This is a genomic window from Spartinivicinus ruber (genome assembly GCF_011009015.1).
In the GTDB taxonomy this organism is placed as follows: Bacteria; Pseudomonadota; Gammaproteobacteria; order Pseudomonadales; family Zooshikellaceae; genus Spartinivicinus; species Spartinivicinus ruber.
On record NZ_CP048878.1, the window covers coordinates 5334466 to 5361454 of the forward strand.

Annotated in this window: 24 protein-coding genes; 6 read left to right on the forward strand and 18 right to left on the reverse strand. The window is 42.5% G+C overall.

The window, feature by feature from the left end; translation table 11 throughout:
• Nucleotides 1–69 precede the first annotated feature (69 nt).
• Nucleotides 70–1623 (forward strand): apolipoprotein N-acyltransferase, encoded by a 1554-nt coding sequence (gene lnt, locus G4Y78_RS24205; RefSeq protein ID WP_163835448.1) that lies wholly within the window; start codon nt 70–72, stop codon nt 1621–1623.
• On the opposite strand, the gene G4Y78_RS24210 is transcribed toward lnt, so the two are convergent.
• Together G4Y78_RS24210 and G4Y78_RS24215 are read right to left on the reverse strand one after the other, a co-directional pair.
• Nucleotides 1620–2363 (reverse strand): YdcF family protein, encoded by a 744-nt coding sequence (locus tag G4Y78_RS24210; protein WP_163835449.1) that lies wholly within the window; start codon nt 2361–2363, stop codon nt 1620–1622. The two genes, lnt and G4Y78_RS24210, sit on opposite strands and share 4 nt — an antisense overlap.
• Nucleotides 2364–2532: 169 nt before the next feature.
• On the reverse strand, nt 2533–2841 hold the full coding sequence (locus tag G4Y78_RS24215) for a hypothetical protein (protein ID WP_163835450.1): 309 nt from the start codon (nt 2839–2841) through the stop codon (nt 2533–2535).
• Between the two features lie 278 nt (nt 2842–3119).
• Between G4Y78_RS24215 and leuS the strand changes: the two genes are divergently transcribed.
• The 3 genes from leuS to holA are packed head-to-tail and all read left to right on the forward strand — an operon-like array spanning nt 3120 to nt 7382.
• Nucleotides 3120–5726: a leucine--tRNA ligase gene (gene leuS / locus G4Y78_RS24220; RefSeq protein ID WP_163835451.1), complete on the forward strand. Its 2607-nt coding sequence runs from the start codon at nt 3120–3122 to the stop codon at nt 5724–5726.
• Between the two features lie 27 nt (nt 5727–5753).
• On the forward strand, nt 5754–6329 hold the full coding sequence (locus G4Y78_RS24225) for an LPS-assembly lipoprotein LptE (RefSeq protein ID WP_163835452.1): 576 nt from the start codon (nt 5754–5756) through the stop codon (nt 6327–6329).
• A gap of 45 nt (nt 6330–6374) precedes the next feature.
• Nucleotides 6375–7382 carry a DNA polymerase III subunit delta gene (gene holA, locus G4Y78_RS24230; protein ID WP_163835453.1) on the forward strand — a complete coding sequence of 336 codons (1008 nt, stop codon included), beginning with the start codon at nt 6375–6377 and terminating at the stop codon, nt 7380–7382.
• Nucleotides 7383–7473: 91 nt separating this feature from the next.
• Here holA and lipA read toward each other — a convergent pair whose 3' ends face one another.
• The 13 genes from lipA to G4Y78_RS24295 all read right to left on the reverse strand — a co-directional run bounded on the left by lipA (nt 7474) and on the right by G4Y78_RS24295 (nt 20899).
• A complete protein-coding gene (gene lipA, locus G4Y78_RS24235) occupies nt 7474–8466 on the reverse strand; it encodes a lipoyl synthase (RefSeq protein WP_222937574.1) in 993 nt (330 codons plus the stop codon).
• 3 nt (nt 8467–8469) lie between these two features.
• The gene (lipB, locus tag G4Y78_RS24240; RefSeq protein WP_163835454.1) at nt 8470–9153 is read right to left on the reverse strand and encodes a lipoyl(octanoyl) transferase LipB; all 684 of its coding nucleotides are present in this window, start codon (nt 9151–9153) and stop codon (nt 8470–8472) included.
• Nucleotides 9154–9166: 13 nt separating this feature from the next.
• Entirely contained in the window at nt 9167–9445 is a 279-nt protein-coding gene (locus G4Y78_RS24245) for an HP0495 family protein (protein WP_163835455.1), read from the reverse strand.
• A gap of 290 nt (nt 9446–9735) precedes the next feature.
• The gene (locus tag G4Y78_RS24250) at nt 9736–10926 is read right to left on the reverse strand and encodes a D-alanyl-D-alanine carboxypeptidase family protein (protein ID WP_163835456.1); all 1191 of its coding nucleotides are present in this window, start codon (nt 10924–10926) and stop codon (nt 9736–9738) included.
• Nucleotides 10927–11084: 158 nt separating this feature from the next.
• Nucleotides 11085–11912 carry a septal ring lytic transglycosylase RlpA family protein gene (locus G4Y78_RS24255; protein ID WP_163835457.1) on the reverse strand — a complete coding sequence of 276 codons (828 nt, stop codon included), beginning with the start codon at nt 11910–11912 and terminating at the stop codon, nt 11085–11087.
• A gap of 61 nt (nt 11913–11973) precedes the next feature.
• Entirely contained in the window at nt 11974–12996 is a 1023-nt protein-coding gene (gene mltB / locus G4Y78_RS24260) for a lytic murein transglycosylase B (protein WP_163835458.1), read from the reverse strand.
• A gap of 180 nt (nt 12997–13176) precedes the next feature.
• The gene (gene rodA / locus G4Y78_RS24265; RefSeq protein WP_163835459.1) at nt 13177–14334 is read right to left on the reverse strand and encodes a rod shape-determining protein RodA; all 1158 of its coding nucleotides are present in this window, start codon (nt 14332–14334) and stop codon (nt 13177–13179) included.
• The gene (gene mrdA / locus G4Y78_RS24270) at nt 14331–16205 is read right to left on the reverse strand and encodes a penicillin-binding protein 2 (protein ID WP_163835460.1); all 1875 of its coding nucleotides are present in this window, start codon (nt 16203–16205) and stop codon (nt 14331–14333) included. Before mrdA ends, rodA begins: the two co-directional genes overlap by 4 nt.
• Before the next feature lie 24 nt (nt 16206–16229).
• Nucleotides 16230–16697 (reverse strand): 23S rRNA (pseudouridine(1915)-N(3))-methyltransferase RlmH, encoded by a 468-nt coding sequence (rlmH, locus tag G4Y78_RS24275; protein WP_163835461.1) that lies wholly within the window; start codon nt 16695–16697, stop codon nt 16230–16232.
• Between the two features lie 21 nt (nt 16698–16718).
• Entirely contained in the window at nt 16719–17066 is a 348-nt protein-coding gene (gene rsfS, locus G4Y78_RS24280; RefSeq protein ID WP_163835462.1) for a ribosome silencing factor, read from the reverse strand.
• 59 nt (nt 17067–17125) lie between these two features.
• A complete protein-coding gene (locus G4Y78_RS24285) occupies nt 17126–18382 on the reverse strand; it encodes a glutamate-5-semialdehyde dehydrogenase (RefSeq protein WP_163835463.1) in 1257 nt (418 codons plus the stop codon).
• A gap of 172 nt (nt 18383–18554) precedes the next feature.
• Entirely contained in the window at nt 18555–19148 is a 594-nt protein-coding gene (locus G4Y78_RS24290; protein WP_163835464.1) for a DUF2845 domain-containing protein, read from the reverse strand.
• A 161-nt stretch (nt 19149–19309) separates the two neighbouring features.
• Entirely contained in the window at nt 19310–20899 is a 1590-nt protein-coding gene (locus G4Y78_RS24295) for a M28 family metallopeptidase (RefSeq protein WP_163835465.1), read from the reverse strand.
• A gap of 311 nt (nt 20900–21210) precedes the next feature.
• On the opposite strand from G4Y78_RS24295, the gene G4Y78_RS24300 reads away from it, so the two are divergent.
• Entirely contained in the window at nt 21211–22644 is a 1434-nt protein-coding gene (locus G4Y78_RS24300) for a bifunctional DedA family/phosphatase PAP2 family protein (RefSeq protein ID WP_163835466.1), read from the forward strand.
• 2 nt (nt 22645–22646) lie between these two features.
• On the opposite strand, the gene G4Y78_RS24305 is transcribed toward G4Y78_RS24300, so the two are convergent.
• The 3 genes from G4Y78_RS24305 to mpl form a co-directional block, all read right to left on the reverse strand.
• Nucleotides 22647–23234, reverse strand: a complete 588-nt coding sequence (locus G4Y78_RS24305) for an LON peptidase substrate-binding domain-containing protein (RefSeq protein ID WP_163835467.1) — start codon at nt 23232–23234, stop codon at nt 22647–22649.
• A 108-nt stretch (nt 23235–23342) separates the two neighbouring features.
• Nucleotides 23343–23990: a flavin prenyltransferase UbiX gene (locus G4Y78_RS24310; RefSeq protein ID WP_163835468.1), complete on the reverse strand. Its 648-nt coding sequence runs from the start codon at nt 23988–23990 to the stop codon at nt 23343–23345.
• On the reverse strand, nt 23987–25348 hold the full coding sequence (gene mpl, locus G4Y78_RS24315; protein WP_163835469.1) for a UDP-N-acetylmuramate:L-alanyl-gamma-D-glutamyl-meso-diaminopimelate ligase: 1362 nt from the start codon (nt 25346–25348) through the stop codon (nt 23987–23989). Before mpl ends, G4Y78_RS24310 begins: the two co-directional genes overlap by 4 nt.
• 373 nt (nt 25349–25721) lie before the next feature.
• Here mpl and G4Y78_RS24320 point away from each other — a divergent pair, with 373 nt between their 5' ends.
• Entirely contained in the window at nt 25722–26987 is a 1266-nt protein-coding gene (locus G4Y78_RS24320; protein ID WP_163835470.1) for a 6-phosphofructokinase, read from the forward strand.
• The last annotated feature ends 2 nt before the right edge of the window (nt 26988–26989 follow it).

Consider the following 26989-nt stretch of genomic DNA (forward strand, 5'->3'; position numbering starts at 1 on the left):
ATACTGTTGACGCCTGCTACCGGCCCTGATAACAATACCTGCCTCATTCAGCAAAGCCCCAGATAACCAATGAATAAATCTGCTCCATGGCCAGGCCATATTCTAACACTCATTGCTGGCGCCATTTATCCACTTGGCTTTAGCCCTTTTAACTGGTGGCCTATTACACTATTAGCACTAGCATTACTGATACCGCTATTGCGCCAGCCCACAGCAAAAACTACTGCACTGCGAGGCTGGCTATTTGGTATAGGAATGTACGGTACAGGCGTATCTTGGGTGTATGTCAGCATTAATCAATTTGGTAATGCCCACCCTGTTTTAGCTGGATTTCTCACCCTACTATTTGTTGCCTTTATTGCTGCCTTATTTGCTATACCTCAAGCCCTTTTATACCGTTTTCTGAGCCGAAACTTCGTTGCAAACACCATCGTTACTGGACTAGCATTTACTGCAAGCTGGCTATTAGTGGAGTGGACAAAGACCTGGCTGTTAACTGGCTTCCCTTGGCTGTTAGCGGGTTACAGTTTAACTGACACTCTCGCAAGCGGCTTAGCTCCCTTATTTGGCGTGCTATCCCTCAGCTTAGTTTCACTATCTAGTGCCTGGCTAGTTTGGCAGCTATGGTTTACTGCCAGTGAAAAGCTAAAGGCAAATAGACAAGTCACTTGGTCATTAAACTTAATTCCACTGTCTTTAGCCATTGGCTTATGGGCTAGCGGCTGGTTTACTCAGGATACAGCTTGGACATCCCCTAAGCCACAACCTCCCTTACAAGTAGCTGCAGTACAAGCTAATATTCCCCAAACACTTAAGTGGAACCCTAACTATGTGAAAACCACCATTGAACGCTATTTAACGTTAAGTGAACAGCACTGGGAAAAGGATTTACTAGTCTGGTCTGAAAATGCGATACCTGTTTTATACCCACGAGCACAGCGCTTATTAGAAAGCCTTACCCGCCAAACTAAAGCTACCGGAACCACCCTAATTACAGGTATTCCATTTATCGAAAAAACCACGACTAACCACCGTTTTTTTAACGGTATTTTAGCCATTAGCGATCAAGAAACGCGATATTATAAGCAAAAGCTGGTTCCCTTTGGTGAATATGTACCACTAGAATCCTGGCTACGCGGCTTAATTTCTTTTTTTGACTTACCTATGTCTAACTTTGCTAAAGGTAAAGCCAGCCAATCACCACTACAAGGTCCAAATAATACAACTGTTGCCCCCTTTATCTGCTATGAAATTGTTTATCCTGACTTTGTCGCTAAAAATGCTGCAACAGATGTATTAGTCACAATCAGTAATGACACTTGGTTTGGCGATTCAATCGGCCCTCACCAGCATTTCCAAATGGCCAGAATGCGAGCATTAGAAACTCAGCGTTATTTAATTCGTGCAACTAATGATGGCATTACCGCCATCATAGATAGCACAGGCAAAACCGTTAAACAGTTACCACAATTCGATCAGGGAGTATTAACTGGCGAAGTAAAAGCAATGGCAGGCAAGACTCCATTTATGCAGTGGCAAAGCTGGCCAATTGTCTTTTTGACGTTAGTTATTATGGCTGGATTATTGATTTTTCGACAGATTACCCTTAGAAGCTATCACTAAAAATAAACCAGTCTATACCACAGGAACCCTATATATTCATGTAATGCATAAGTTGATTTGCTTAGTGCATTAGCACTAGGGATCAAGTTTAAAGCAACAGGCAAGCTATCACTGGAAAAACGGGTAGGTGCAGGAATTACCGTAAAGCCTGCTTTTTCAAAACAGGCTTTAGCCCGTTTCATATGCCAGGAATGGGTCACCAGTAAAATGGTAGATACATCCTTACCAAACGTTTTCCCAGAATTAATAGCATTTTCCCAAGTATTGCGGCTACTTCCTTCTTGCCAACGAGTAATAATATGAAAGTACTCAAGAAAATAGCGGCTCATAATGCTAGCCTCACTTTCCATTTTAGGGTCAAAAACTGCCCCACCCGCCACAGCCAATGGTAATTGGAGCTGTTTAACCAAGTGAGCGGCATACAACATCCTTTCAAGCCCAAACGCTGATGGTGCATCTTTTCCAGAAAACTCAGCTGCTTGGGAATGCCGGCCAGCACCAAGCACCACAATAGCCTCAGCTTTAATTTGATCCCTTTCACTTATATTCAACGGTTCAAATTCAGCTTCAAGATGTTGTAGAAGTTTGCTAGCTACAAACGGGGTTGCCAAGCAGTAGGTAAGCAAGAATGTAAAAGCTAATAAGAGCAAAGACATCGTACGCCGCTTAAACCATAGTACTCCTACAAATAACAGCAAGACTAAATTGATGCCAGGAGGAAGCACCAATAATTTAATCATGGTGTGTAACATTTAATATTAGATCCAAAAAGTCGTCTTATTGAGAAAATATACTTATCTGAAATATCCAGCGCTACTGATATCATAAGAAATATGAGGGTTTACCTCTTACTTACTGCATATGCAGTGTAACTGTAAAAGGCAGCACTACAAAAAATAAATATTGTTTTTACTTTAAAAAACGACAAATCAAGCTGGCATCCTTGCGAAAATAAGCACTAACAATTTCCAACTCATTATGAGACAGGTCAGGTATCTCCACTAGCTCAGAAGGCTTTTGATCAGGTTTATCAACCGCTTGCCACTGCCGCGCATGGTAACCTTGCAAGGTTTTTTCTAAAGAGTCAATCAGATGATCGTAAGTTGTTTGTTTGGCTTCAGAAGTTCGTTCACTACTTGCGGGCACCACTGGCTGCAACTGTTGTGGTTCATTATTCGGGTATAAAACTCCGTTATCCCAAACCAAATGTAGTTTCATTATCCATCCCAGCTCATCATGAGCACTAATTCAACACTACCCTATTTTTGACTGCGGGGTTACATAAACAAAGCGGTAAAAGTCGTTTTGGTAGTTATCATCAGGGACAACACCCAAACGAGCAGTTGGTTGCTATCACCCTCTCTTTCACAATTTACTTAATATAAGGTTAGACTATGAATCAACACTACCCGTTATCTTCTGTCTAATGTATCCTACGCTGTTTAGACTTTATCACTATTTGTTAGCAACCTTTTAGAGAAATCCCGATCATCGCAATGGAAGAACAGTATCAACCCCAGCGTGTTGAAGCCGACGCACAGGCGTACTGGAATGACAATCGTTCATTCGAAGTCACCGAAGATTCCAGCAAAGAAAAATTTTACTGCCTCTCCATGTTTCCCTACCCCAGCGGACGACTCCACATGGGGCATGTTCGTAACTACACCATTGGCGATGTGATTAGCCGATTTCAGCGGATGCAGGGCAAAAATGTACTGCAACCTATGGGCTGGGATGCATTCGGTCTACCAGCTGAAAATGCTGCTATTCAGCACAAAGTAGCACCAGCAAAATGGACCGAAGAAAATATTGCTTATATGCGTAACCAGCTAAAAAGCTTAGGATTTGGCTATGACTGGTCTCGTGAATTAGCTACTTGCCAACCAGACTACTACAAGTGGGAACAATGGTTTTTTACCCGCCTTTTTGAAAAAGGGCTGGTATATAAAAAAATGGCCACTGTAAACTGGGACCCTGTTGATCAAACAGTTTTGGCCAATGAGCAAGTCGTTGATGGTCGTGGTTGGCGCTCTGGAGCATTAATTGAGAGAAAAGAAATTCCCCAGTGGTTTATCAAAATTACTGATTATGCTGATGAATTATTGGCTGATTTAGAGCAGCTAGCCGACTGGCCTGAGCAAGTCAAAACCATGCAAAAAAACTGGATTGGCCGCTCTGAAGGCATCGAGATGCAATTCCAGTTGGCAACCCCTATTGCAGATGCGCCAGCTGAGTTTTCAATTTATACCACCCGCCCAGACACCGTAATGGGCGTTACTTATGTGGGACTAGCAGCAGAGCACCCTATTGCATTAGCTGCAGCAAAAAATAATCCTGAGCTAGCCAGCTTTATTCAAGAGTGCAAACAGAACACAGTGGCCGAAGCCGATATGGCCACCATGGAGAAAAAAGGTGTAGATACGGGCTTAACCGCTATTCACCCCATTACTGGCGAGCCGATTGCTGTTTGGGTTGCCAACTTCGTATTGATGGATTATGGCTCAGGTGCAGTCATGGCTGTACCAGGCCACGACCAACGAGACTGGGAGTTTGCCACTAAATATGGTTTAGCCATTAAGCAAGTTATTAAACCCGAAGCTGACAATATTGATTGCGATCTGAATAAAGCTGCTTTTACTGAAAAAGGTGTTTTAATCAATTCAGATCAATTTGATGGCCTAAGTTTTGAGCAAGCATTTGAAGCTATTGCCAACTTCCTGATTGAAGCAGGTAAAGGGAGCAAGCAAATTAACTACCGCCTAAGAGACTGGGGGGTATCTCGTCAGCGTTACTGGGGTACACCTATTCCAATGATTCACCGTAGTAATGGTGAGGCTGTACCAGTTCCCTTAGAGCAGCTACCTGTTAAATTACCTACCGATGTCACCTTAGATGGTGTGCAATCACCTATCAAAAGCAATCCAGAATGGGCTAAAACCACAGACCCTGTAACAGGTGAGCCTGCTGAGCGAGAAACCGACACTTTCGATACCTTTATGGAGTCTTCCTGGTATTACGCTCGCTATTGTAGCTCTACGTTTAGCGATGGCATGCTAGATAAAAACAAGGCCAACCATTGGTTGCCTGTTGATCAGTATATTGGTGGTGTTGAGCACGCGGTTATGCACTTATTGTACGCCCGCTTTTTCCATAAGCTACTGCGTGATGAAGGCTTAGTATCCAGTGATGAGCCATTCAAACGCTTACTGTGCCAAGGCATGGTACTGGCAGAAACCTATTATCGTGAAGATGATAAGGGCGGTAAAATCTGGATATCACCACAGGATGTCGAAGCTGAACTTGATGACAAAGGGCGTCTAATTAAAGCCACTCATAAGACCGATGGTCAGCCAGTGCATTATGACGGCATGAGTAAAATGTCGAAGTCGAAAAATAATGGCATCGACCCTCAGGTGATTATCAACAAATTTGGCGCCGATACTGTTCGCCTTTTTACGATGTTTGCTGCCCCCCCCGAGCAATCATTAGAGTGGTCCGATGCAGGTGTAGAAGGCGCTCACCGATTTCTAAAACGTGCCTGGAAGCAGGTTTATGAGCATGTAAGCCAGGGTGCTGCCGACAAAGTAAATCCTGCTGAGCTGAATGAGACTCAAAAAGCCTTACGCCGAAAAACCCATCAAACCATTCGCGATGTCACCAATGACTTTGCCAACCGGCTAACCTTCAATACCGCTATTGCTAGGGTGATGGAGCTGGTTAATGCAGTAGCAAAATTTGAGGACAACTCTACTCAAGGTCGTGCTGTTGCCCAAGAAGCCCTTGAGACAATAGCATTAACCTTAGCACCTATTACACCTCATATTGCGCATAACTTATGGCAAACACTAGGCCATCAAGGAGCAGTTGTTGATGCTAATTGGCCAGCTGTTGATGAAAGTGCATTAACTCGTACCACTCTACAGTACGTAGTCCAAGTCAATGGTAAAGTCAGAGCCAAAATTGAGGTCGCCGCTGATGCTGACAAGTCCAGCGTTGAGCAAACTGCCTTAACAAGTGATAACGTACAAAAATTTATTGCGGATAAAACTGTACGCAAAGTGATTGTCGTTCCAAACAAACTGGTCAACATTGTGGTCGGTTAAGCCGACCTGTTTATTTAGGAGTGAGCTATGCGGATTACCCTGAACAACCTGTTAGGGAAAGCATTAATAACAGTGATGGCAGCCACTTTAGTCACAGGCTGTGGCTTTCAACTACGAGGCCTAGTTGAAGTAGCACCTCTACTTTCCACCTTAAAAGTGTCTACTCCTGATAATTTCAGTCAGTTTAGCCGTAAGCTCGTTCGTAGCCTGGAGTCGAATAATATTAATATATCTGATCAAGCTCCTTATACCTTGAAAGTCCTCAAACATGAGCGGGATAGAAAAGTGGCAAGCTTTGCAGGTAATGCTCAAGCTGCAGAATATAGGGTAAGGCTGTCTAGTCAGTATCAACTGGAAAACCGTAATGGACTGGTTATTATTGGGCCATTTAAAGCCAATTCTGAGCGGGTGTTTTTACATGAGCCTAATAATGCTGCAGCCTCAGCCAGTGAAGAGAGACTTATTACAGAAGAGTTGGATAAAGATATTATTCGCCAAATTCAACAACGTTTAGCAGCACTTAGTAACGCTGATATCGAAAATGCCGAGGCAGAAGCTGAAGCTAAAAAATTGGCTGAAGAACAAAAAAAACAACCCTCATAAACTAACTTTTTTGGCCTGATTAATTATCAGGCCTGCAGTCCTGCAATGAAAATTCATATTGATCAATTACCCTCTCACTTAACACCTCTCAAACTCATATACCTGATTGCCAGCGATGAGCCATTACAGCAAATTGAAGCAATTGATCAAATTCGTGCTGCCGCCCGCCACCAGGGCTTTACTGAAAGAGAATTATTCCATGCAGAAGCAGGATTTGACTGGGATTTATTATTAGAGTCAGCCAATGCACTTTCATTATTTACTGACAAAAGATTATTAGAATTAAGAATCCCTAATGGTAAACCTGGGGAAAAAGGTAATAAAGCACTTGAAGCCTACTGCCAAAACCCTTCGCCCGATAATATCCTGCTAATTATTACTCCCAAGTTAGATAGCGCAATGCAAAGGAGTAAATGGTTTAAAAAAGTCGATCAATTAGGTATTTTTTTACCTATCTGGCCAGTCGAACCCAGCCGTTTACCCAACTGGCTTCGCCAGCGATTTCAACAAGCAGGATTGTCAGCCACACCAGAAGCCATTGAACTGCTAACAGATCGAATTGAAGGGAATTTGCTAGCAGCAACTCAAGAAATAGAAAAGCTGAAACTACTGGCTATAGACGGAAAAGTATCAGCTGAATATATTACTGACGCTGTATCAGATAGTGCTCGCTATGACATCTTTGGTTTAGTCGATGCCACTCTACAAGGCGATATTAAACACTGCTTACGAATTATTTCAGGACTAAAAGCAGAAGCAACGGAACCAACTTTGGTGTTATGGTCACTTACACGAGAAATACGCAACTTGTCTGAGTTTTCTTACTTAGCTCACCAAGGCAAGCCGATTGACCAGGTTTGCAAACAGTTAAAAATCTGGCCAAAACGCAAACCATTAGTTCAGCAAGCAGCGCGACGCCACCGTGAAAAAAGCTTTCGTCTAATGCTACAGCATGCTGCAGCTATTGATAACGCAATTAAAGGATTAACCAAAGAAAATGTCTGGGATGAATTAACTCGACTAGCTTTAAGTCTGGCTGGCACTCAAATATAAAAAGACCACAAAGCAAAAAATAAAAAGCCCTCTCAATGAAATATTTTCGAGGGCTTCTTATAATTTAAAATGTTCTATCAGGGTGCGCCCTTTAGAGAATCATATCTTCTTTCGCTTGCTGATCAGCATGGTAAGAAGAACGAACTAAAGCACCACTAGCCACTTTGTTAAAACCTAACGATTTAGCAATAGCTGCTAATTCAGCAAACTCATCAGGGTGAACAAAACGATCAACAGGTAAGTGGTGGCGGCTAGGCTGTAAATACTGGCCTAATGTGATCATATTAATATTATGCTCACGCATATCATGCATCACCTGAATCACTTCTTCCTTGGTTTCACCCAAGCCCAGCATCAGACCAGACTTGGTTGGCACATGAGGAGCACGCTCTTTATAACGCTTTAATAAATCCAATGACCACTGATAATCAGAGCCTGGGCGAATTTTTCGATAAAGACTAGGTACTGACTCAAGGTTGTGGTTAAACACGTCAGGTGGTGTTTCACCTAAAATATCTAATGCCACATCCATTCTGCCACGGAAGTCAGGTACTAATATTTCAATTTCCAGATTCGGGCTTCTTTCTCGAGACTCACGGATACAGTCAGCAAAGTGCTGAGCACCACCATCTCTTAAGTCATCCCTGTCTACCGAAGTGATAACCACATATTTCAATCCTAAATCAGCAATAGCTGTGGCAAGGTGGGCTGGTTCATTCTCATCTAACTTATTGGGCCGTCCATGGGCAACATCACAAAAAGGACAACGGCGGGTGCAAATATCCCCCATAATCATAAAGGTTGCTGTGCCTCCACCAAAACACTCACCCAGGTTAGGGCAAGAAGCTTCCTCACATACTGTATGCAGTTTGTGTTTCCGAAGTAGCTTTTTGATACGGTCTACTTCTGGTGAAATTGGTATTCTTACCCGCAACCAATCGGGTTTACGAGGCATGTTTTCTTTTTCAGTTGGGATAACTTTTACTGGTATACGGGCAACTTTTTCAGCGCCACGTAACTTCACCCCACGCTCAACACGTACTGGCTTTTTCTTAGCAGGAGGCATTGGTTGCATGTCTGTCATTTGCTAATCCCAATCTGTTTTAGTTTCAGTAATGTTCTCTAAAGTCACTACTCTTGAATACCCCAGTCGCTGTTGCAAGCTTTGCTCAATCACTGCTTTTACCTCTTGTAGGCTAAGCCCTGGGCTGCTTAACAACCCAGCCATGTCAACCATTGCCATTCCCGCATAGCCGCATGGATTAATACGAGTAAATGGCTCTAAATCCATATTCACGTTTAAAGCAAAGCCATGATAAGAGCAGCCTCGCCTGACCCTCAGGCCTAGTGAGGCTATTTTCGCTCCACTCACATAAACCCCTGGAGCATCAGGCTTAGCAGCAGCATTAAGGCCAAACTGAGCTAGTGTAGTAATTAAGGTTTGCTCAATTAGCGTAACCAACTCTCTAACACCACAAGCTAGTCGCTTCAGATCCAGCATCAGATAGCCTATTAACTGACCTGGTCCATGATAAGTTACCTGCCCACCACGATCTGCCTGAACAACAGGGATGTCCCCTGGCACTAATACATGTTCAGTTTTACCAGCTTGTCCTTGAGTAAATACAGGGTCATGCTCTAACAACCAAACTTCGTCATCAGTATCAGCTTTCCTTTCCTCAGTAAACTGCTTCATCAATTGAAGCATTTCAAGATAAGGCTGTTGATTAAGGTTACGAATAATTAGTGGCTGATTGACTGGTGTTTTCATGTATTACCCAAGTTTATAGCACCATCGCTACACGACCACTGGCTTTTAGCTCTTCAAAAATAGCCTTTAATTGCACTTCACCAGTGGCTGTAATAGTAACGTTCACAGCTTGATATTTACCATTACGGCTATCGCGAATTGTCGCTTCACCATTAAAACTGGGATCATGCTTTTTCATAACTTCAATAACAAACTGCTCAAAGTCAGCAGCCGCAAAGCCCATCACTTTTATCGGATAATCACAAGGAAATTCTATTTTAGGTGGTGTCTGACTTTTATCTTGTCCAGTCATATAGTCAACCAGCATTACTCTCTAAAGCTATTTAGTTAGTTTGCCTATTATACACCCGTCTAAGCTAGCCAAGAAATCTTATCAGCTTCACGATTTGTTAGCGTTTGCTGCCAAGGTCTTTTGTTTACAATAATAAACTAAGTTTCCTATTGTAAATTTTTCTGCTTAAAGTACAAGCACTCATGATAAACTAAAGCAGCAAGCGAGCTTGAAAAGTTTAAACTGGCTACCATACGAAACAGGCCCTCTAAAAGAGGGCCTGCTTTATTAAAGAACGAGCTATTTAAGTATTATTCAGTAAACAGCCTATAAAAGAATAAGCGCAACTGATCCCACAACTTTTTGAAGAAGCCTGCTTCTGCCACTGACTCTAGAGCCACTAAAGGTACTTCTCTAATCAACTGATCGTTCAGTGATACTTTTACAGCCCCTAATGACTGCCCCTGCTCAAGTGGTGCTTCAATGACAGAGTTGACCTCCATTTCAGCTTTCAGTGCTTTTGACTCACCTCTTGGAATGGTCACTAGCAAGTCTTCTGCAACACCAACTGAAACCCGGTTCGCGTCACCTTTCCAAACAGATACTTGTTCTAATGAAGCACCTGCTGATTTAACCTTAACATTCTCAAAAAAGCGAAAACCATAAGTAAGCAATTTTTGGCTCTCTGCCGCACGAGCTTTTGAACTATTAGTACCCATCACAACCGAAATAAGTCGTTGGCCTTCTTTTTTAGCAGAAGTAACAAGGCAATAGCCAGCCTCTTTGGTATAACCTGTTTTTAAACCATCAACAGAAGAGTCTCTCCACAACAAAGCATTTCGATTGGCCTGACGTTTTAATGGTTTGCCAGTACGCTTATCAACGCCATACTGAAAATATTTTTCAGAATAAACTCCATAGCGTTCCGGGTAATCATAAACAATAGCTTTTGCTAGCTTGGCAAGGTCTCTAGCTGTTGTATAGTGGTTCTCGGCTGGCCAACCCGTAGCATTCATAAAGTGAGTATTTGTCATCCCCAGCTTGGTTGCAGTAGCATTCATGACATCTGCAAATGACTCCTCACTCCCTGCTATATGCTCAGCCATTGCAACACTGGCATCGTTACCCGATACAATAATAATACCTTTTAGGAGGTTCTCAATGGTAACTTCTTCACCCACCTCAATGAACATCAGTGAGCCTTTCATTTGCCAGGCTTTCTCACTCACCGTGACAGTTTCACCGAGCTGTAAGTTGCCTGAAGCAATTTCAGCCTCCGCAATATAGGCTGTCATCATTTTAGTTAAACTGGCAGGCGGCAGCTTTTCGTCAGCATTTTCCTCAACTAGGACTTTGCCAGTATCTGCATCAATTAACAGGTAGCTTTTGGCGGCTAATTTAGGTGGCGAAGGAATAACAGCCAATGCCTGATTAGCAACCAGCAAGCTAATAAGTAAAACAAAAGAAGTAAATTGTGCTGAAAAAATTTTGAAGTATTTCATAATAAGCGAAAATCAAGCTCGCTGACTTAATGTCCCCAGTAAAAAACCATTTAGGCCCGTTAACAAAAAATAATTACTACTGTAATCTTAATTAGAAAATATGGCGAATGTCTGCTTTCTCATAATATCGTCCTTAGTGATAGCATACAAATTAAAATCTATTCGAGCACTACATGGGGTTTTCCCAAGTTAGCATTAGCAACGATCAGCCTTAATCGCTCAAGTTGATCACCATCTGCAATAGGGCCAATTCGCACTTTATGCAAAGGGTTGGTAGCAGATGGGGCATATAGCACCGTCACCGGCAATTTAGTCAAAGCTTGTAACCGCAGTTTCAACTCTTGTGCTGATTCTAACTTACTAAAAGCGGCCACTTGCAAGTACATTCGTTTATTTTTATCAAAGTCACTTAACAACTTTTCTGTTGGTGCTGTGTGAGTGGTTTTTTTCGCCTGATATTGTGGCGGTACAATACCCTCAACTTTTACCTTGGCAGTACCATTAGCCTGATAACCCAGTTTTTTGGCTGCAGCATAAGAAAGGTCAATTAAGCGATCCTTAACAAATGGCCCTCGATCATTCACTCTTACGACAACTGACTTACCATTTTTCAGGTTAGTCACTTTCGCATAAGAAGGCAGTGGCAAAGTACGATGGGCAGCAGACATACCATACATATTGTATGTTTCACCTAAGGCGGTTTTTTTACCATGAAATTTTGTGCCATACCAAGATGCAACACCTTTAGCACTATAACCTGTAGCAGATTTTAAAGGCTGATAAGTAACGCCAAGTACTTTGTATGGGCGACTCTTGGTTTTTCCATTATGAGGACGAGGGACTGCATCAGGCACCATCGCAGCATCAAATTCGCCTTTAGGAGCCCCATCTTTTTCAATAGAAGGATTAAAGGTACAGCCTGCCAGCCATAACACAAAAATACTCAATATCGAAAAAAACCAAGAGTTTTTTTTCAAATTAAACATGCCGCCATTTACCTTACTTAGAGTCAGCTACCAATAAAACACTAATGGTAATAAGTATAACTCACCCTTTAGAGTTTGACTGATTTAACGCTAATCGCTTAGTTTTAATTGCCTGCCCTAATTGGTAAACAGCCATTGCATAGAGTGTGCTGTGATTATAACGAGTGATAACGTAGAAGTTTGGCAATGTTACCCAATGCTCAACCCCTTGTTTTCCCGTTAACTCTATTGCTCTTGCTTTTGTATTATTCACAACAGGTGCAGAAAACTCCCATCCCAGAGACTTAATCTGACTTATTGTTTTTTGCGGTTCTAATTTTTGTTGTAACGCTTGTCGATAATCTTTCCCCGACACTTTTGCCGTAGCTAATACAGGCTTACCTGTCTGCCAACCATGAGACTTAAAGTAATTAGCAACACTACCAATTGCGTCAGTCGAGTTATTCCAAATATCTACTTTGTTATCATTGTTAAAGTCAATGGCAAACCTTCTGAAGCTACTGGGAATAAACTGCGGATAACCCATTGCCCCAGCATAAGAGCCTTTGAGTGCTAAAGGATCAATATTTTGTTCTCTACTCATGAGCAAAAAGCTAATAAGCTCATTACGAAAAAAGGGGCCACGCTTAGGGTGTTCAAATCCTAGTGTTGATAAGGCATCCATAACCCGAAAGCGGCCTGATTGCCTTCCATAAAAAGTTTCTACGCCAATAATAGCAACAATAATCTCAGCAGGAATACCGTATTCTTTCTCTGCTCTTGTTAGCGCTTGCAGGTTTTGTTGCCAAAAATCTACACCACTTTTAATTCGCTTATTGGTTAAAAAAATCTCTCGATACTCGCCCCAGGTTTTGGTTTTTTCTGCAGGCCTACTCATGGCATCAAGTATCGACTGTTTTCTCTCTACTTTGGTAAATAAAGCTGCCAGGGCTTTTCTATCAAACTGGTGTTTTGCTTCCATTTCGGCAACGAAGTGTTCAACCACTTGCTTATCAAAAGTGGTTGACATTGCAGGCTTAACCGTAAACCCCAATGATAATAGAGGTAGCGTAACTACCAGTGTTGCTTTTTTTAACAAAACCATACCACTTAACTCAATTGAAAATACTTTCCTATATGACAACGGAAATAACAAAAAGCTCGGCTGTCTTATTTTTAAACAACAATTCTCACTTTTTATGCTGCCAATGTAAATAGCATAAGCCAGTATATGAATTGTCTTCTAGTTTAGAGGACGCGATACATTATTGTTATATTTTGTGCATTATGTTGTTCGGCCTAATAGTGTTCGATGTGTATGAATCGACATTAAAATACCAAACCCAGCCATCAGCGTAACTATTGAAGTCCCCCCCCGACTTACTAAAGGTAATGGTACACCGACCACGGGTAATAATCCGCTAACCATCCCAATATTTACGAAAATATATACAAAAAAAGTGAGAGTTATACTGCCAGCAAGCAACTTACCAAACAAGGTTTGTGCTTTAGCAGAAACAATAAGACCACGCGCAATAATAACTGCATAAATAGCCAACAGAAGCAGTACACCAATAAGCCCAAACTCTTCTGCTAATACTGCAATAATGAAGTCTGTATGGCTTTCAGGCAAGAAATCCAAGTGCGATTGAGTCCCAAGCAACCAACCCTTGCCATTTATTCCACCTGAACCTATCGCTACTTTTGACTGAATAATATTCCAGCCTGCTCCCCACGGATCACTTTCAGGGTTTAGAAATGTCAGGACACGCTGCTTTTGATAAGAACGCATCACGTAGTGCCACATGACATAAGCAGCTGGAATTGCGAGTAGAACAGCACCAAAAATAAAGCGCCAGCGTAACCCTGCCAGTAATAACACAAAAAAACCAGCGGCAGCCACTAACAATGAGGTACCTAGATCAGGCTGTTTAGCTATTAAACCAACAGGGATAGCTACTAGTAAAAGAGTCCCAATAATGGCTTTGAAAGGAGGGGGTACTGCTTGTTTGGCTAAAAACCAGGCAACCACTACAGGCATTACTAACTTCATAATTTCTGAAGGCTGGAATCTCACACTAGCCATGCCAGGCACAGTAATCCAGCGCTGTGCACCTTTAGCTCCAGTACCAAATAGCAATACAGCGACAAGCAATCCTAACCCAATAAGGTATACCCAAGGGGCCCAACGACAAAAAATTCGAGGAGGTATTTGAGCAAATAAAGCCATCACAACAAAGCCAATGGCCAGATAAATCGATTGCCTGGTCATAATAGAGTCACTTTGACCACTGGCACTAAATAAAATAAATAAACCACCAGCCGTTAGTAACAACAAAGCCCCGAGTAAAATAGGGTCAATATGCAGCTTAAACCAAAAGCCTGGCGGTTTACTTAGTTGCCCTTGGGTAACTGACAACTGTCTTACATACTCTGGACTCATTCCGGTTTACTCGCTGCCAGGCGCTGCTCAGCCAGTTTGGGCAATAAATAAGCATCTAATACTTGACGGGCGACAGGTGCAGCAGCGGAACTACCACCACCACCATTTTCCACAACAACAGCAATTGCAATTTGAGGGTTTTCAATGGGGGCAAACGCTATAAATAAACCATGATCATGATGGATTTTTTTCAGCTTTTTCGCATCATAACGTTCATTTTGTTTAATTCCGACCACTTGTGCTGTCCCTGTTTTTCCTGCCATGGTGTACTGTAAATCTTTACCTATCCGATAATTGGCAGTTCCACGAGGGTCATGCACAACTTTGCGCATGGACTCATTAACAAAGTCCCAATAAGCTGGGTTAGACACTTTAATTGATTCTGGTGCCGTAGGTAGCTCTCGCTTTATTTCTCCAGAGGCTGACTTCAGTAACCTGGGCTGAATCCACTTACCTTTATTAGCTACCACTGCTGTTGCAGTTGCCAATTGTAATGGAGTGGCTAACATATAACCTTGACCGATACCACTGATCAGGGTTTCCCCTGGAAACCAAGGCACACCTTTAACTCCTTGCTTCCACTCTCGAGATGGAATTAACCCTGGCCTTTGCTCTGCAACATCCATTGCTGTTCGCTGTCCCAAGCCAAATTTAGTTAAGTAATCATGTAAATCATCAATACCCATATTTAAGGCTAAATCATAAAAATAGGTGTCATTGGAAACATAAACTGCTCGCTCCAGATTCACCCAACCATGACCACCCCGCTTCCAATTTCGGTACAAGCGGGGCTTATTGGGTAACTTATAATAACCAGGGTCAAAAATTTTATAGCTAGGTTCTCTCACCCCGAGGTCTAAAGCAGCTAATGCCAGCATCGGCTTTATTGTAGATGCTGGTGGATATTCTCCTAATGAAGCACGGTTATACAGAGGACGATCAGGATGGTCTCTTAAAGCACTATAAGTATTGTAAGGAATACCAGAAACAAATAAATTAGGGTCATAAGAAGGCTGACTAACCATAGCTAAAATCCCGCCTGTTTTGGGCTCAATAGCCACTATAGCCCCCTTCTTACCAGCAAGTGCTTCATAACAAATTTGTTGTAAATAGCTATCCAGATAAAGGGTTAAATTCACTCCTGGTTTGGGGTCTTGCTGATTTAAAACCCTTAATACTCTCCCTCGCGCATTAGTTTCCACTTCCTGGTATCCTACTTGCCCCAGTAAGTCTTCTTCGTAAAAGCGCTCAATACCTATTTTTCCAATAGAACGCATCCCGCTATACTGTTGCGGATCAAGCTTCTTTAACTCTCGTTCGTTAATTTTACCTACATAGCCAACCACATGAGCAAAAGGCTCTGTTTGCGGGTAATAGCGCACCAGCTGAGCTTCTATCTCTACCCCAGAAAAACGTTGCTCATTAACTGAAATAATGGCAATTTCTTCTTCTGTTAAATCGTGCTTCAAAGGCACTGGCTCATATGGTGCTCGTCTTTTATGTAGTCGCTTATAAAACCCTTTAACTTCTTCTTCTGAAATATCTATGAGTTTGACTAGCTCTTTTACTGTGTCATCTAGATCTTTGATGCGTTCTTTTATTAAAGACAAGTTAAAGCTCGGTTTATTATCAGCTAGCAATAGACCGTGAGTGTCGTAGATCAACCCACGGGTAGGGGGAATTGGCTTAAGGTGAATTCGGTTCTCATCTGACTTAGTTGACAGCTCTTCAAATTGAATAACTTGTAGAAAAAATAATCGTGATATTAATAAGCCAGTTAGCAATACCAGGCAAAATGCAGCAAGAATAATCCGATTTTTAAAGATTTTAACTTCTCGCCTATGGTCCTTCAGAGTATCCCGGTCGTACATTGCTAATCACTAATACTTCTTAGCTTAACGGTGATAAGGGTGATTTTGGAGAATGCTCCAAGCACGGTATAACTGTTCAGCAACCAATACCCGAACAAGCGGGTGAGGAAGCGTTAGGGGAGAAAGGCACCACTTTTGCTCGGCTTTCGCCAAACACTCTGGCGAGAGACCCTCTGGCCCACCCACCAACAAAGCAATGTTACGACCCTCAAGCCGCCAACCGGATAACTGATCGGCTAGCTGTTCTGTCGACCAGGGCTTCCCAGTAAGATCCAGGGCTATTACCTTATCATTTGAGGCAATAGCTGAGAGCATCTGTTCCCCCTCTTTTTTTTGAGCTCGCTTTAGGTCGCTGCCTTTGGTGCGTTTACCTAAAGAGATTTCACAGCACTCCAGCTTACAGTCTGATGGCAATCGCTTGGCATATTCATTATAGCCAGCATCAACCCATGAGGGCATTTTCGTGCCCACAGCAATTAAGCGAACTCGCATATTGGAAAACCTTATTTTATTCTAGTGCTGGTGTTCTAAGCTAGCGCTAGAGGTTTCCCACAGCCGCTCCAAGTCATAAAACTGACGAGTAGCAGGTAGCATAATATGTGTTACAACATCCCCCAAATCTACCAGCACCCACTCAGCAGAGTCTTGCCCTTCAACCCCTAATGGACGGACACCATTCTCTTTGGCTTTTTCAATAATTGAGTCAGCAAGGGATTTAATATGGCGGTTGGAAGTTCCACTGACAATGATCATATGATCGGTGACGCTGGTCATACCTTTCACATCGAGGCAGGTTATGTCGTTCCCTTTCATATCTTCAAGGGTCTCAACAACAAGCTGCTTAAGTTGTTCAGAATACATATAGGTTTTGTTAGTCCTCTCTCTTTACCAAACAAAAACGCCGGTAATACCGGCAAGTGCTACTGGCGAATGTGCCCATTCCCCAATACCACATATTTTTGCGAAGTCAGGCCCTCAAGACCTACAGGCCCTCTCGCATGAATCTTATCAGTTGAAATACCAATTTCAGCACCAAGGCCATACTCAAAGCCATCGGCAAAACCTGTCGAAGCATTTACCATGACTGAGCTGGAATCAACTTCAGTCAAAAAAGCCCTGGCTTTAGTGTAATTTTCTGTCACGATAGCATCCGTATGATGGGAGCCATAATGATTGATATGCTCAACTGCCTCAGCCATATCAGCAACCACTTTTACTGATAAGATTGGTGCCAGGTATTCGGTGTACCAGTCTTCTTCGCACGCAGGCTTCATGCCAGAGACTACTGCCTGACTACGCTCACAGCCTCTTAACTCCACCCCTTTAGCAATATACAAATCAGCTAAGTTGGGCAATATGTCAGCTGCTCTCTGCTCATTAATTAACAAAGTCTCCATTGCATTACAAACCCCATAACGGCGAGTTTTGGCATTAAATGCAATTGAAATGGCCTTTTCTGTATCTGCTTCACTATCAATATAAACATGACACACGCCATCCAGGTGCTTAATGACTGGTACAGATGCATCATTACTAATTCGCTCAATTAATCCTTTACCACCACGTGGGACAATCACATCAACATATTCAGGCATAGTGATCATTTCACCCACTGCAGTCCGATCAACGGTTTCAACTACCTGAACGCTATCAGCAGGTAACTCTGCCTGCTGGAGACCTTGCTGAATGCACTGAGCAATGGCTTGATTGGAGTAAAACGCTTCAGAGCCCCCTCTCAAAATTGTGGCATTACCTGACTTGAGACATAAACTTGCTGCGTCAATGGTTACATTAGGACGTGACTCATAAATAATGCCGATAACGCCAAGCGGAACGCGCATTTTGCCCACTTGAATGCCACTGGGCAAATATTTTAGATAAGCGATTTCGCCAACTGGATCAGGCAAGCTTGCCACCTGCTTTAAACCATCAACCATTGCATCAATTCGGGCAGGAGTTAACTCAAGACGATCAAGCAAAGCTGCATCCAGACCTTTTTGCTGGCCTTGGGCAAGATCCTGTTGGTTAGCAGCGAGTAGCGACGCACAAGAAGCACTGAGTGCTTCCGCAATAAAGTTTAATGCAGTGTTTTTTTGCTGTGTGGGGGCTTTGGCAATTATTTTTGAAGCCTGGCGAGCTCGTTGGCCTACATCTGCCATATACGCTTTCACATCCATACAGCTATCCTAAAGTTGTTATGGTTTAAGTTCAAGCGCACGATTATAGCCAGCTTCCAGCCTTCTGCACATAATTTGTTAGGATTAGTTAGCAAGTGGCGTTATAACACCTCATTGTAAGTACCTACAGTTAAGCTTAGCATTAGTCCTGCTACCAGGAAGCATCGCTAAACTAGTACATTTCCTCTTCTCGAATACTTTCTAAAATCCCATCCCTAAACCGATAAATGTGCTTACGGTTCATGCCATTTTGAAAGTAATCCCACTCCTCAATGATCTGATTAGCAAAATTGTAACCACGATAGAGGTAGCGCCCTTTGATCCGCCCTACCAGTCTGGCCTGATTAGGTTCGCCACATAAATAAGTGACCAGCGCTATATTAGCGCCCTGCTCAATATTCCCTCTAGGCGCAGTACAGTCTACCCGTTTAGCAATATGCCCACCGTAACCACCGGTCTCGATCTTCACCAACTCATTATCTACAAAGGTTAAAATACGAATAAACCGGCTAGAACTCCCCCCATAAACCCAGAACTCTTTTGTTATATAGTGAGATGCTTCAAAGCCATCATGATAGTGGCGAATATACTCAACAACAATTTCTTCCCGAACAGCAGGATTTCCACAGCGGTTGATAACTTGGCCAGTCGTATAGCCCTCGATTACCAGCTTAGTTTTGCAGCGAAAGGCATAACTTGAAAAAGATAGCGCCCAGCCAATAACCAAAGTAAAGGTGATTACTATAGCGCGAGAGAAATGAAGCATAAGCTACCCACTATGCTTTTTAATTTTTTAGTGCCTTTATATAACTATATGATTAAAATTCAACTGAGATTGTTTCACTCCTTTTCTATACTCACTTGCTATAAACGCACAAACCGGGCATAACCCGGTTTGCATAGCTAATGTAACTTTGGTTGAAGATTTTATTTCAGCCAATGATGACCTAAACGCTCTGGCTCAAGCTTAGGCTTATCTTCTTCATCCACTATCGACCGACGACGTGCCCGATTTGGCTGTTCCTCAGAATCGCCTTCACCACCATTAACCGACTCTGTTGAAAACGCATACCACAGAGTAGACAAACCAACAGCATCGGCATTAATTTCTAAAGCTGCTTTACTGATATTATCAATGGTATCGCAAGCTGCATGATAGCAAGGGTCAAATGGCTCGCCAGCTACACCGCCATATAGTTTGGCCTGCTCTTCGGTTTTGATTCCTTCAGCTCCAGTAAAAAGTCCACCAAAGGGAATGCCTGCATTGAAGAAAGCCGCATAGTCAGAGCGGAAGCTGATTTCAGATGGAGTGCTTTTAGTGCCACGCATGTTGAAGTACATATTAAATAGAGCTTCTATTGCGTCAGACCCTTTCGGACCTTCTAAACCAAACTCCGAGCCATCACCATCATAAACACCTAGTTTATAGTTAGGAGACCCCACCATATCGAAGTTAAGATACAGGGCAATTTTATCCTTTTCAGTGTCAGATAAAGACTCAACATATTTGGTAGAGCCAATTAGCCCAAACTCCTCTGCACCCCACCAAGCAAAGCGCAATTTATTTTTAGGCATTACCCGCTTCATTTTCAGTGCTACCTCTAAAATAGCTGCACTGCCTGATCCATTGTCATTAATACCTGGACCATCATCAACTGAATCTAAATGAGCACCGATCATTACTACGTTATTGGGGTTGCCCAGCCGACTTTCAGCAATGACGTTATAGGCTGTAGTTTCTGTGCGGTCGACTTTTACTGCCATATTCAGCTTCAGATTGGCAGTATCAGCCCAACTTACTCCATTATCATAGGTGGCAAAAAACACCGGAATTCCACCACTATAGTCAGCAGACAAGGTACCGCTCATCAAACCTTTGCGGTCATCAGTATTACCTTGGTTAAAAATAATTGCACCTACAGCCCCAGCGTTTGCAGCATTTTCTGCTTTCTGGCGAAAAGAACAACTACCTCGTTGGATAATGGCAATATGCCCAGCAGGAAACCCATCAAAATCTTCTGCTTCACAGCCGCTGGTGGATTTATTATCTGGACCTAAATCAAGATCCACCGCAGAAGTTAGCGCAGTAATATCCCCTCCCTCACTATGGGACATTACTCGGTAGTCCGTATCTTCTTCATAGACATCATTTCTTGGAGATGTCTGCTTTAAAGTGGCAGGACCTAGCTTTTTAAACTGGCGAAAAGAAAAAGGATTCAATTCTACTCGATAACCAGCAGCTGACATTTTATAGGCGATATACTGTACGGACTGGGTATAACCATTAGAACCAGCAACCCGAGTACCATTATTGGCATCAGCAATTGCCTGTAATGCTTTTAAATGTTGCATAACGCCATTAGCCGTTACACAGCGCATTAAACTCCACGGGGTATTATTTGCACGATATTCACAAGACCAACCTTCATCAGAGTCCTGAAGCAACCAATCGTTGGCCTGTACTCCTCCAGAAACTCCAACAACCCCTAATAAAACAGGGAGTAGTTTTTTCTTCATGGATTCCCTCCATATTATTATTTTTTTAGCTTCCTAAATTCATTTATACACATAAGACTAAGTAGTAAAACAGCACTACTTGTATTTGAATAAGGGCCTATGTCTATCAAAATATTGTGATTTAATATCCTAAAAAATACTAAACCAGCCTTATATGTTTTAACATCTCTAACTAGTTTTGACGATCAAAAAATTTAAATTTCGACAAAAGTATAAAAAAACATCAACAGTGATCACTACCTACAGCTCGCTATCATTAATACTTACTTTTTCGGTAAAATAGCGCCTCCTTTTGATAGCCCGGATACTTTATGGACCTAACTGCCATTCAACCTTTACTTGACTGGTTAAGCGCCAACCAACAGTGGCTTGCTGTTGCTATTATTTTGTTTGCTTTTTTTGAATCCCTCGCAATTGTTGGCATTGTTATACCTGGAGTTGCCTTGCTATATGGTGTGGCAGCCTTAGCTGGCAAGCTGGAAATGAATATCTGGTTAGTGCTTAGTTGTGGATTTATTGGTGCCGTGCTAGGCGATGGTATCAGCTTTTTAGCTGGTTACCATTATCACGAACAAATCAAACAGCGCTGGCCATTCAATCGTTATCCAGCGTTTATTGAACGAGGCGAAGCTTTTTTCAACAAACATGGAGGTAAAAGTATTGCCATTGGTCGCTTTGTCGGCCCTATCAGACCAGTGATTCCATTGGTTGCCGGCATTTTGAATATGCCTATCGGGCGCTTTTTGCTAATCAATATTTGTTCAGCAGTTGCCTGGGCTCCTGCTTATTTACTACCAGGCTATATTTCTGGGCTATTATTACAGGCCTCTTTTGAGTTACCTCAATCATTTTACCTGGGACTCGCTCTTGTTGTAGTGGGTATTGGCATTATCTGCTGGCTAGTCAGTCAAAGCACTCACCAATTAACAGCAGAGCAACGTGGCTATCAGTGGTTTGCTGGCTATTTTGCCCAAAAATCCTGGTGGCAAAGGTTTTGCTCTCCAAGACAACAAGTGAACTATAGTTTTCCTCTGGCTGACTTACTAGCCTGCATAGTTTGTACGATAGTCTTTATTATACTGTTAGCCAGCATTAAACAATACTGTTGGGATGATACAAATCAAGCCTTACTTAACTACTTTATTAACCTACACCAGCCACTAATAGATAATGCAGTGATTAGCATTACCTTACTGGGCGATACTCAAAATATTTTATTTCTGACAATATTTGCAGTGTGCTGGCTGTGGTTTAGTCAATATCGAGCAACGGCAATTTATGTAGGAGGCAGTGTAATAGCTGCTCAGTTGATTACATGGACTATTAAAGTATCCCTAGCCTGGCCTCGACCTGATGTACTAATGGAGCTTCCTAGTCCCTATTCTTTTCCTAGTGGTCATACTACCTTACTCTCTACTTTAGCTTTAACTATCAGCTGTTTGATTGCTACAGAACAACCCATAAAAAAACGCTGGTGGATTTATTTTATTGGGATAATGCCGGGCTGTTTAGTAGGCTTCAGCCGAGTATATTTAGGGAGCCACTGGTTTACGGATATTATTGCAGGATTAGTTATCAGTATCATCATTACTGCTTTGGCTCGTTTTTTCTATACGCCTTATGACAAGAGCAGTCTCCACACCAATTTTGGGCTCTATGTGTTATTAGCAGGTGTTTTACTAATAAGTGCTGCTTATGTCGTATTTACTTTCCCTGAAGCACAACAGCTTTATCTACTTAAGTAAATCTATACAGCAGCTTGGGCCATGTCATCGAGCAAATGACTAATTTGTGCCAGTCGTAATAATGGATTGTTTAACTCAAGCAGCAACTGTTTTTGCTGCAAAGTAAATGGTAAATAATTTGCCAATTGCCAACCAACAATCAAACCATTGCCCAAGTTACAGGATAGTTCTAAATCAGCTACCACAGGGTGCGCTAGTAGTGCACCCAATACTTCAGCCAAACACTGATATTTTTTGGGTAGTGATATTGGCTGCTCAATAGGTAACGAGGATACTTCAGCCATCATCAGTCCATTATCTGCTAACCAGCTCTGGCCAATGACCACTTTATCATACCCCATTACAGTCACTCCCAATAATCCATTGGGTAACTGACCAAAGTCAATGATTTGAGCCAGTGTACCAACACAATAAACCGTTGGCATAGCCGCTGTTGGGCTAGCAGATTTCACTAAGGCGATAACAAAGCCACTGCCTGCTTTTAGGCTCTGTGACAACATATGAAGATAGCGGGGTTCAAATATTTGCAATGGTAATTTGCACTTAGGAAATAACACTGTATTGAGAGGAAAAACTGGAATAGCAGCCATTAGGTACCCTCCCTGCTCAATTTTCAAAATCTCTACCTACTAAGACCTCAGTGCAAATGGTTTATTCTCAAGTGATAATTCATGCCAACTTTTCATAGCTAAATGGCTTTATTCATCACTAACTGGTGCTGGGGTGCCCCATTGAGGAAACAACTGATGTTCAATACCTAAGTGATTTAAAATCCGCGCTACAATGAAGTCCACCATGTCAGCAACTGACTGGGGTTTTTGATAAAAGCCAGGGCTAGCAGGCAATATGGTAACGCCTAAATTTGCCAGCTTGAGCATATGCTCCAGGTGAATCGCCGAGTAAGGAGTTTCTCTTGGCACTAAAATGAGCTGTCGTCGCTCTTTCAGTGCAACATCTGCAGCACGTTCGATTAAGTTATTACTGGCTCCTGTTGCTATAGCTGACAAAGTACCTGTGCTACACGGGCAAACTACCATTTGACTCGGTGCACCAGAGCCAGAAGCCACTGGTGCCATCCACTGCTCTCTACCAAATACTTTTATCTGCCCTTCTTTAGCTTGAAAGCGCTGTTGAAAGTAATTAACGAGCTGGGCCGGCTTACCTGGTAACTGCCAGTCTGTTTCAGTTGCAACAACAACTTGCGCGGCTTTGGAAATCATAAAGTACACCTGAACCTGTTGCTGTACCAATATTTCAAGCAACCGCAAGCTATATTGAGCACCAGATGCTCCAGTCATAGCTAAGGTAACAGTTTGCTTAAACGCTTTACTGCTGTTTTCTGTCATTCTGCCAATGCCTTAGCCATTTGCTGATGAATGCCTTGAAAGCCTCCATTACTCATAATAACCACGTGACTACCTGGCTGTACCTGTGCTTTCACTTGCTTAATAATATCAGCCACTTGATCACAACAAACACCATGACCATTCGCTTTATCTACCATTCCATTAAGCCAATCCATGTCTGGCGGTTGATACCAATACACCAAATCGGCCGTTTGGGTTGATTGTACTAACTGTTCTTTATGTACTCCCATTTTCATGGTGTTAGAACGAGGCTCTATAACAGCAATAATTTTTTCCTCTCCTACACTCGCCCTTAAACCTTCTAAAGTAGTGGCAATGGCTGTTGGATGGTGAGCAAAATCATCATAGAGTTGTACACCATTAACCTCAGCAATTAGCTCCAGGCGCCGCTTAATACCCTCAAACTGCGAAAGTGCTTCACTTGCTACTTCAGGCAACACACCCACATGCCGAGCAGCCGCAATAGCGGCTAAACCGTTCGCCATATTATGCTTACCCGTTAATGACCAGCTAACAGAGCCCACTTGCTTGCCATCAAGAAGCACTTTAAAGCAGCTGGCATCGGGCTTCACCAGCTGAGCTTGCCAGTTACCTGTTACCCCTTCTGTCATTCCAAGGGTTTGAGTAGGAGTCCAGCAGCCCTTTTCGATAACCTGGTCAATAGCTCGTTCACCCTCAGGGTAAATGATCAAACCATTGCTCGGTACTGTCCTAATCAAGTGATGAAACTGAGTTTGAATTGCGGCCAAATCAGGGAAAATGTCTGCATGATCATATTCCAAATTGTTAATGATCAGGGTTCTTGGCTGGTAGTGAACAAACTTGGAGCGCTTATCAAAAAAAGCACTGTCATATTCATCTGCTTCTACCACAAAAAATGAAGTGTCACCTAAGCGCGCAGAATAACCAAAGTTCTTTGGAACCCCACCAATTAAAAAACCTGGTGACATTCCTGCGCACTCTAAAATCCAGGCAAGCATACTGGAAGTCGTAGTTTTACCATGAGTGCCAGAGACTGCTAATACCCAACGGTCTTTTAACAAATGTTGAGCCAACCAGGCAGGACCAGAAATATAAGGCAAACCACTCGCTAACACATACTCCACTGCTGGGTTGCCACGAGACATTGCATTACCGATCACTACTAAGTCTGGCGCAGGGATTAAGTGATCTGGCAAGTAGCCTTCTTCTACTATTATGCCTTGCTCTGCCAACTGAGTGCTCATAGGAGGGTACACATGAGTATCGGAGCCGGTTACCTGGTAGCCTAGCTCTTTTGCTAACAGGGCCAAGCTACCCATAAATGTTCCACAAATACCTAAAATATGTATATGCATAAAAATTTCATCACCTGTAGCTATCTTGCCGTGTTAGACAACATGTGAGGGAGGAGTATTCAGCTAAGTATAAATCTTATGCTAAATCCTATAAATAAAGGGACCTAATCATAGTAACCAAAATGCAATTAAACAAAACTTGTCAACCAGACCTAATTGAGCAAATTTCAACCATGAAAAATAGTTCAAATTGCTTTATCATTCGCCCCTTTGTGGACACCGACTCATTTGAGAAGTGACTGCACTGTAATAAATTAAACAACCGCAGCCTAGAACACTTGGGAGCTTAAAACGTTACTTTCTTCAAATATAATAAAAACGTTATACAGTTTTAGATGCGGTGACAAGAACTCAAAACCGGAGTTTTAATTAAATGGCAAAAAAAAATGCCTTTTACGCCCAGTCTGGTGGTGTAACCTCTGTTATCAACGCTACTGCTTGCGGTGTGATTGAAACAGCTCGCCGTTATCCTGATTTAATCAATAATGTATATGCTGGCCATAATGGCATTATTGGTGCGCTAACTGAAGACCTGATAGACACCAACGCCGAAGACCCTGCTACTATCGCTGCTTTAAAACATACTCCTGGCGGCGCATTTGGCTCATGTCGTTATAAGTTGAAAGACTTAGAAACCAACCGTGCTGAATATGAGCGATTGATTGAAGTTTTCCAGGCTCACAATATTGGTTACTTTTTTTACAACGGTGGTGGAGATTCTCAAGATACAGCATATAAAGTATCTCAAATCAGTGAAAAAATGGGTTACCCCATTACCTGTATTGGTATTCCTAAAACCATCGACAACGACCTACCCTTCACTGACACTTGCCCTGGTTTTGGCTCAGTTGCCAAGTACGTCGCTATTTCAACCAAAGAAGCTGCATTAGACATCCAATCTATGTGCAAGTCTTCAACCAAAGTGTTTATTCTTGAGGTGATGGGACGCCATGCTGGCTGGATTGCAGCAGCAGGTGGTTTGGCTGCTGAAAAAGCCGGTGACCCACCTCATCTAATCTTATTCCCTGAAACGGCTTTTGATGAAACCAAGTTTCTTGCCAAAGTAGATGAAGCAGTTAAACAGCACGGCTACTGTGTTATTGTTGCTTCTGAAGGTACCAGTCACGCTGATGGCTCATTAATTTCAGCTTCAACGACCGTCGTAGATGCTTTTGGTCACCAGCAGCTGGGGGGAATTGCACCCGTATTAACCAAATTAATTAAAGATAACCTAGGGTATAAGTACCACTATGCCGTTTCAGACTATTTGCAACGTGCTGCACGGCATATTGCTTCAAAAGTAGATGTTGAGCAAGCATACGCTGTCGGTAAAGCAGCCGTTGAATTTGCAGCCAATGGTAAAAATGCTGTAATGCCCATCATTCAACGCGATAGCCAAACACCCTATCAGTGGTCCATTGGAGAATCTTGCTTAAGTGAAGTGGCTAACCAGGAAAAGTTAATGCCAACCGATTTTATCAGCGAAGATGGTTTTGGCATTACCCAAGCAGCTAGAGATTATCTAGAGCCATTAATTCAAGGAGAAGATTACCCACCTTACAAAGATGGTATGCCTGTATATGCTCGCTTGAAAATGGTTCCAGTTAAGAAAAAACTAAATACTGATTTTAAAGTGTAGAG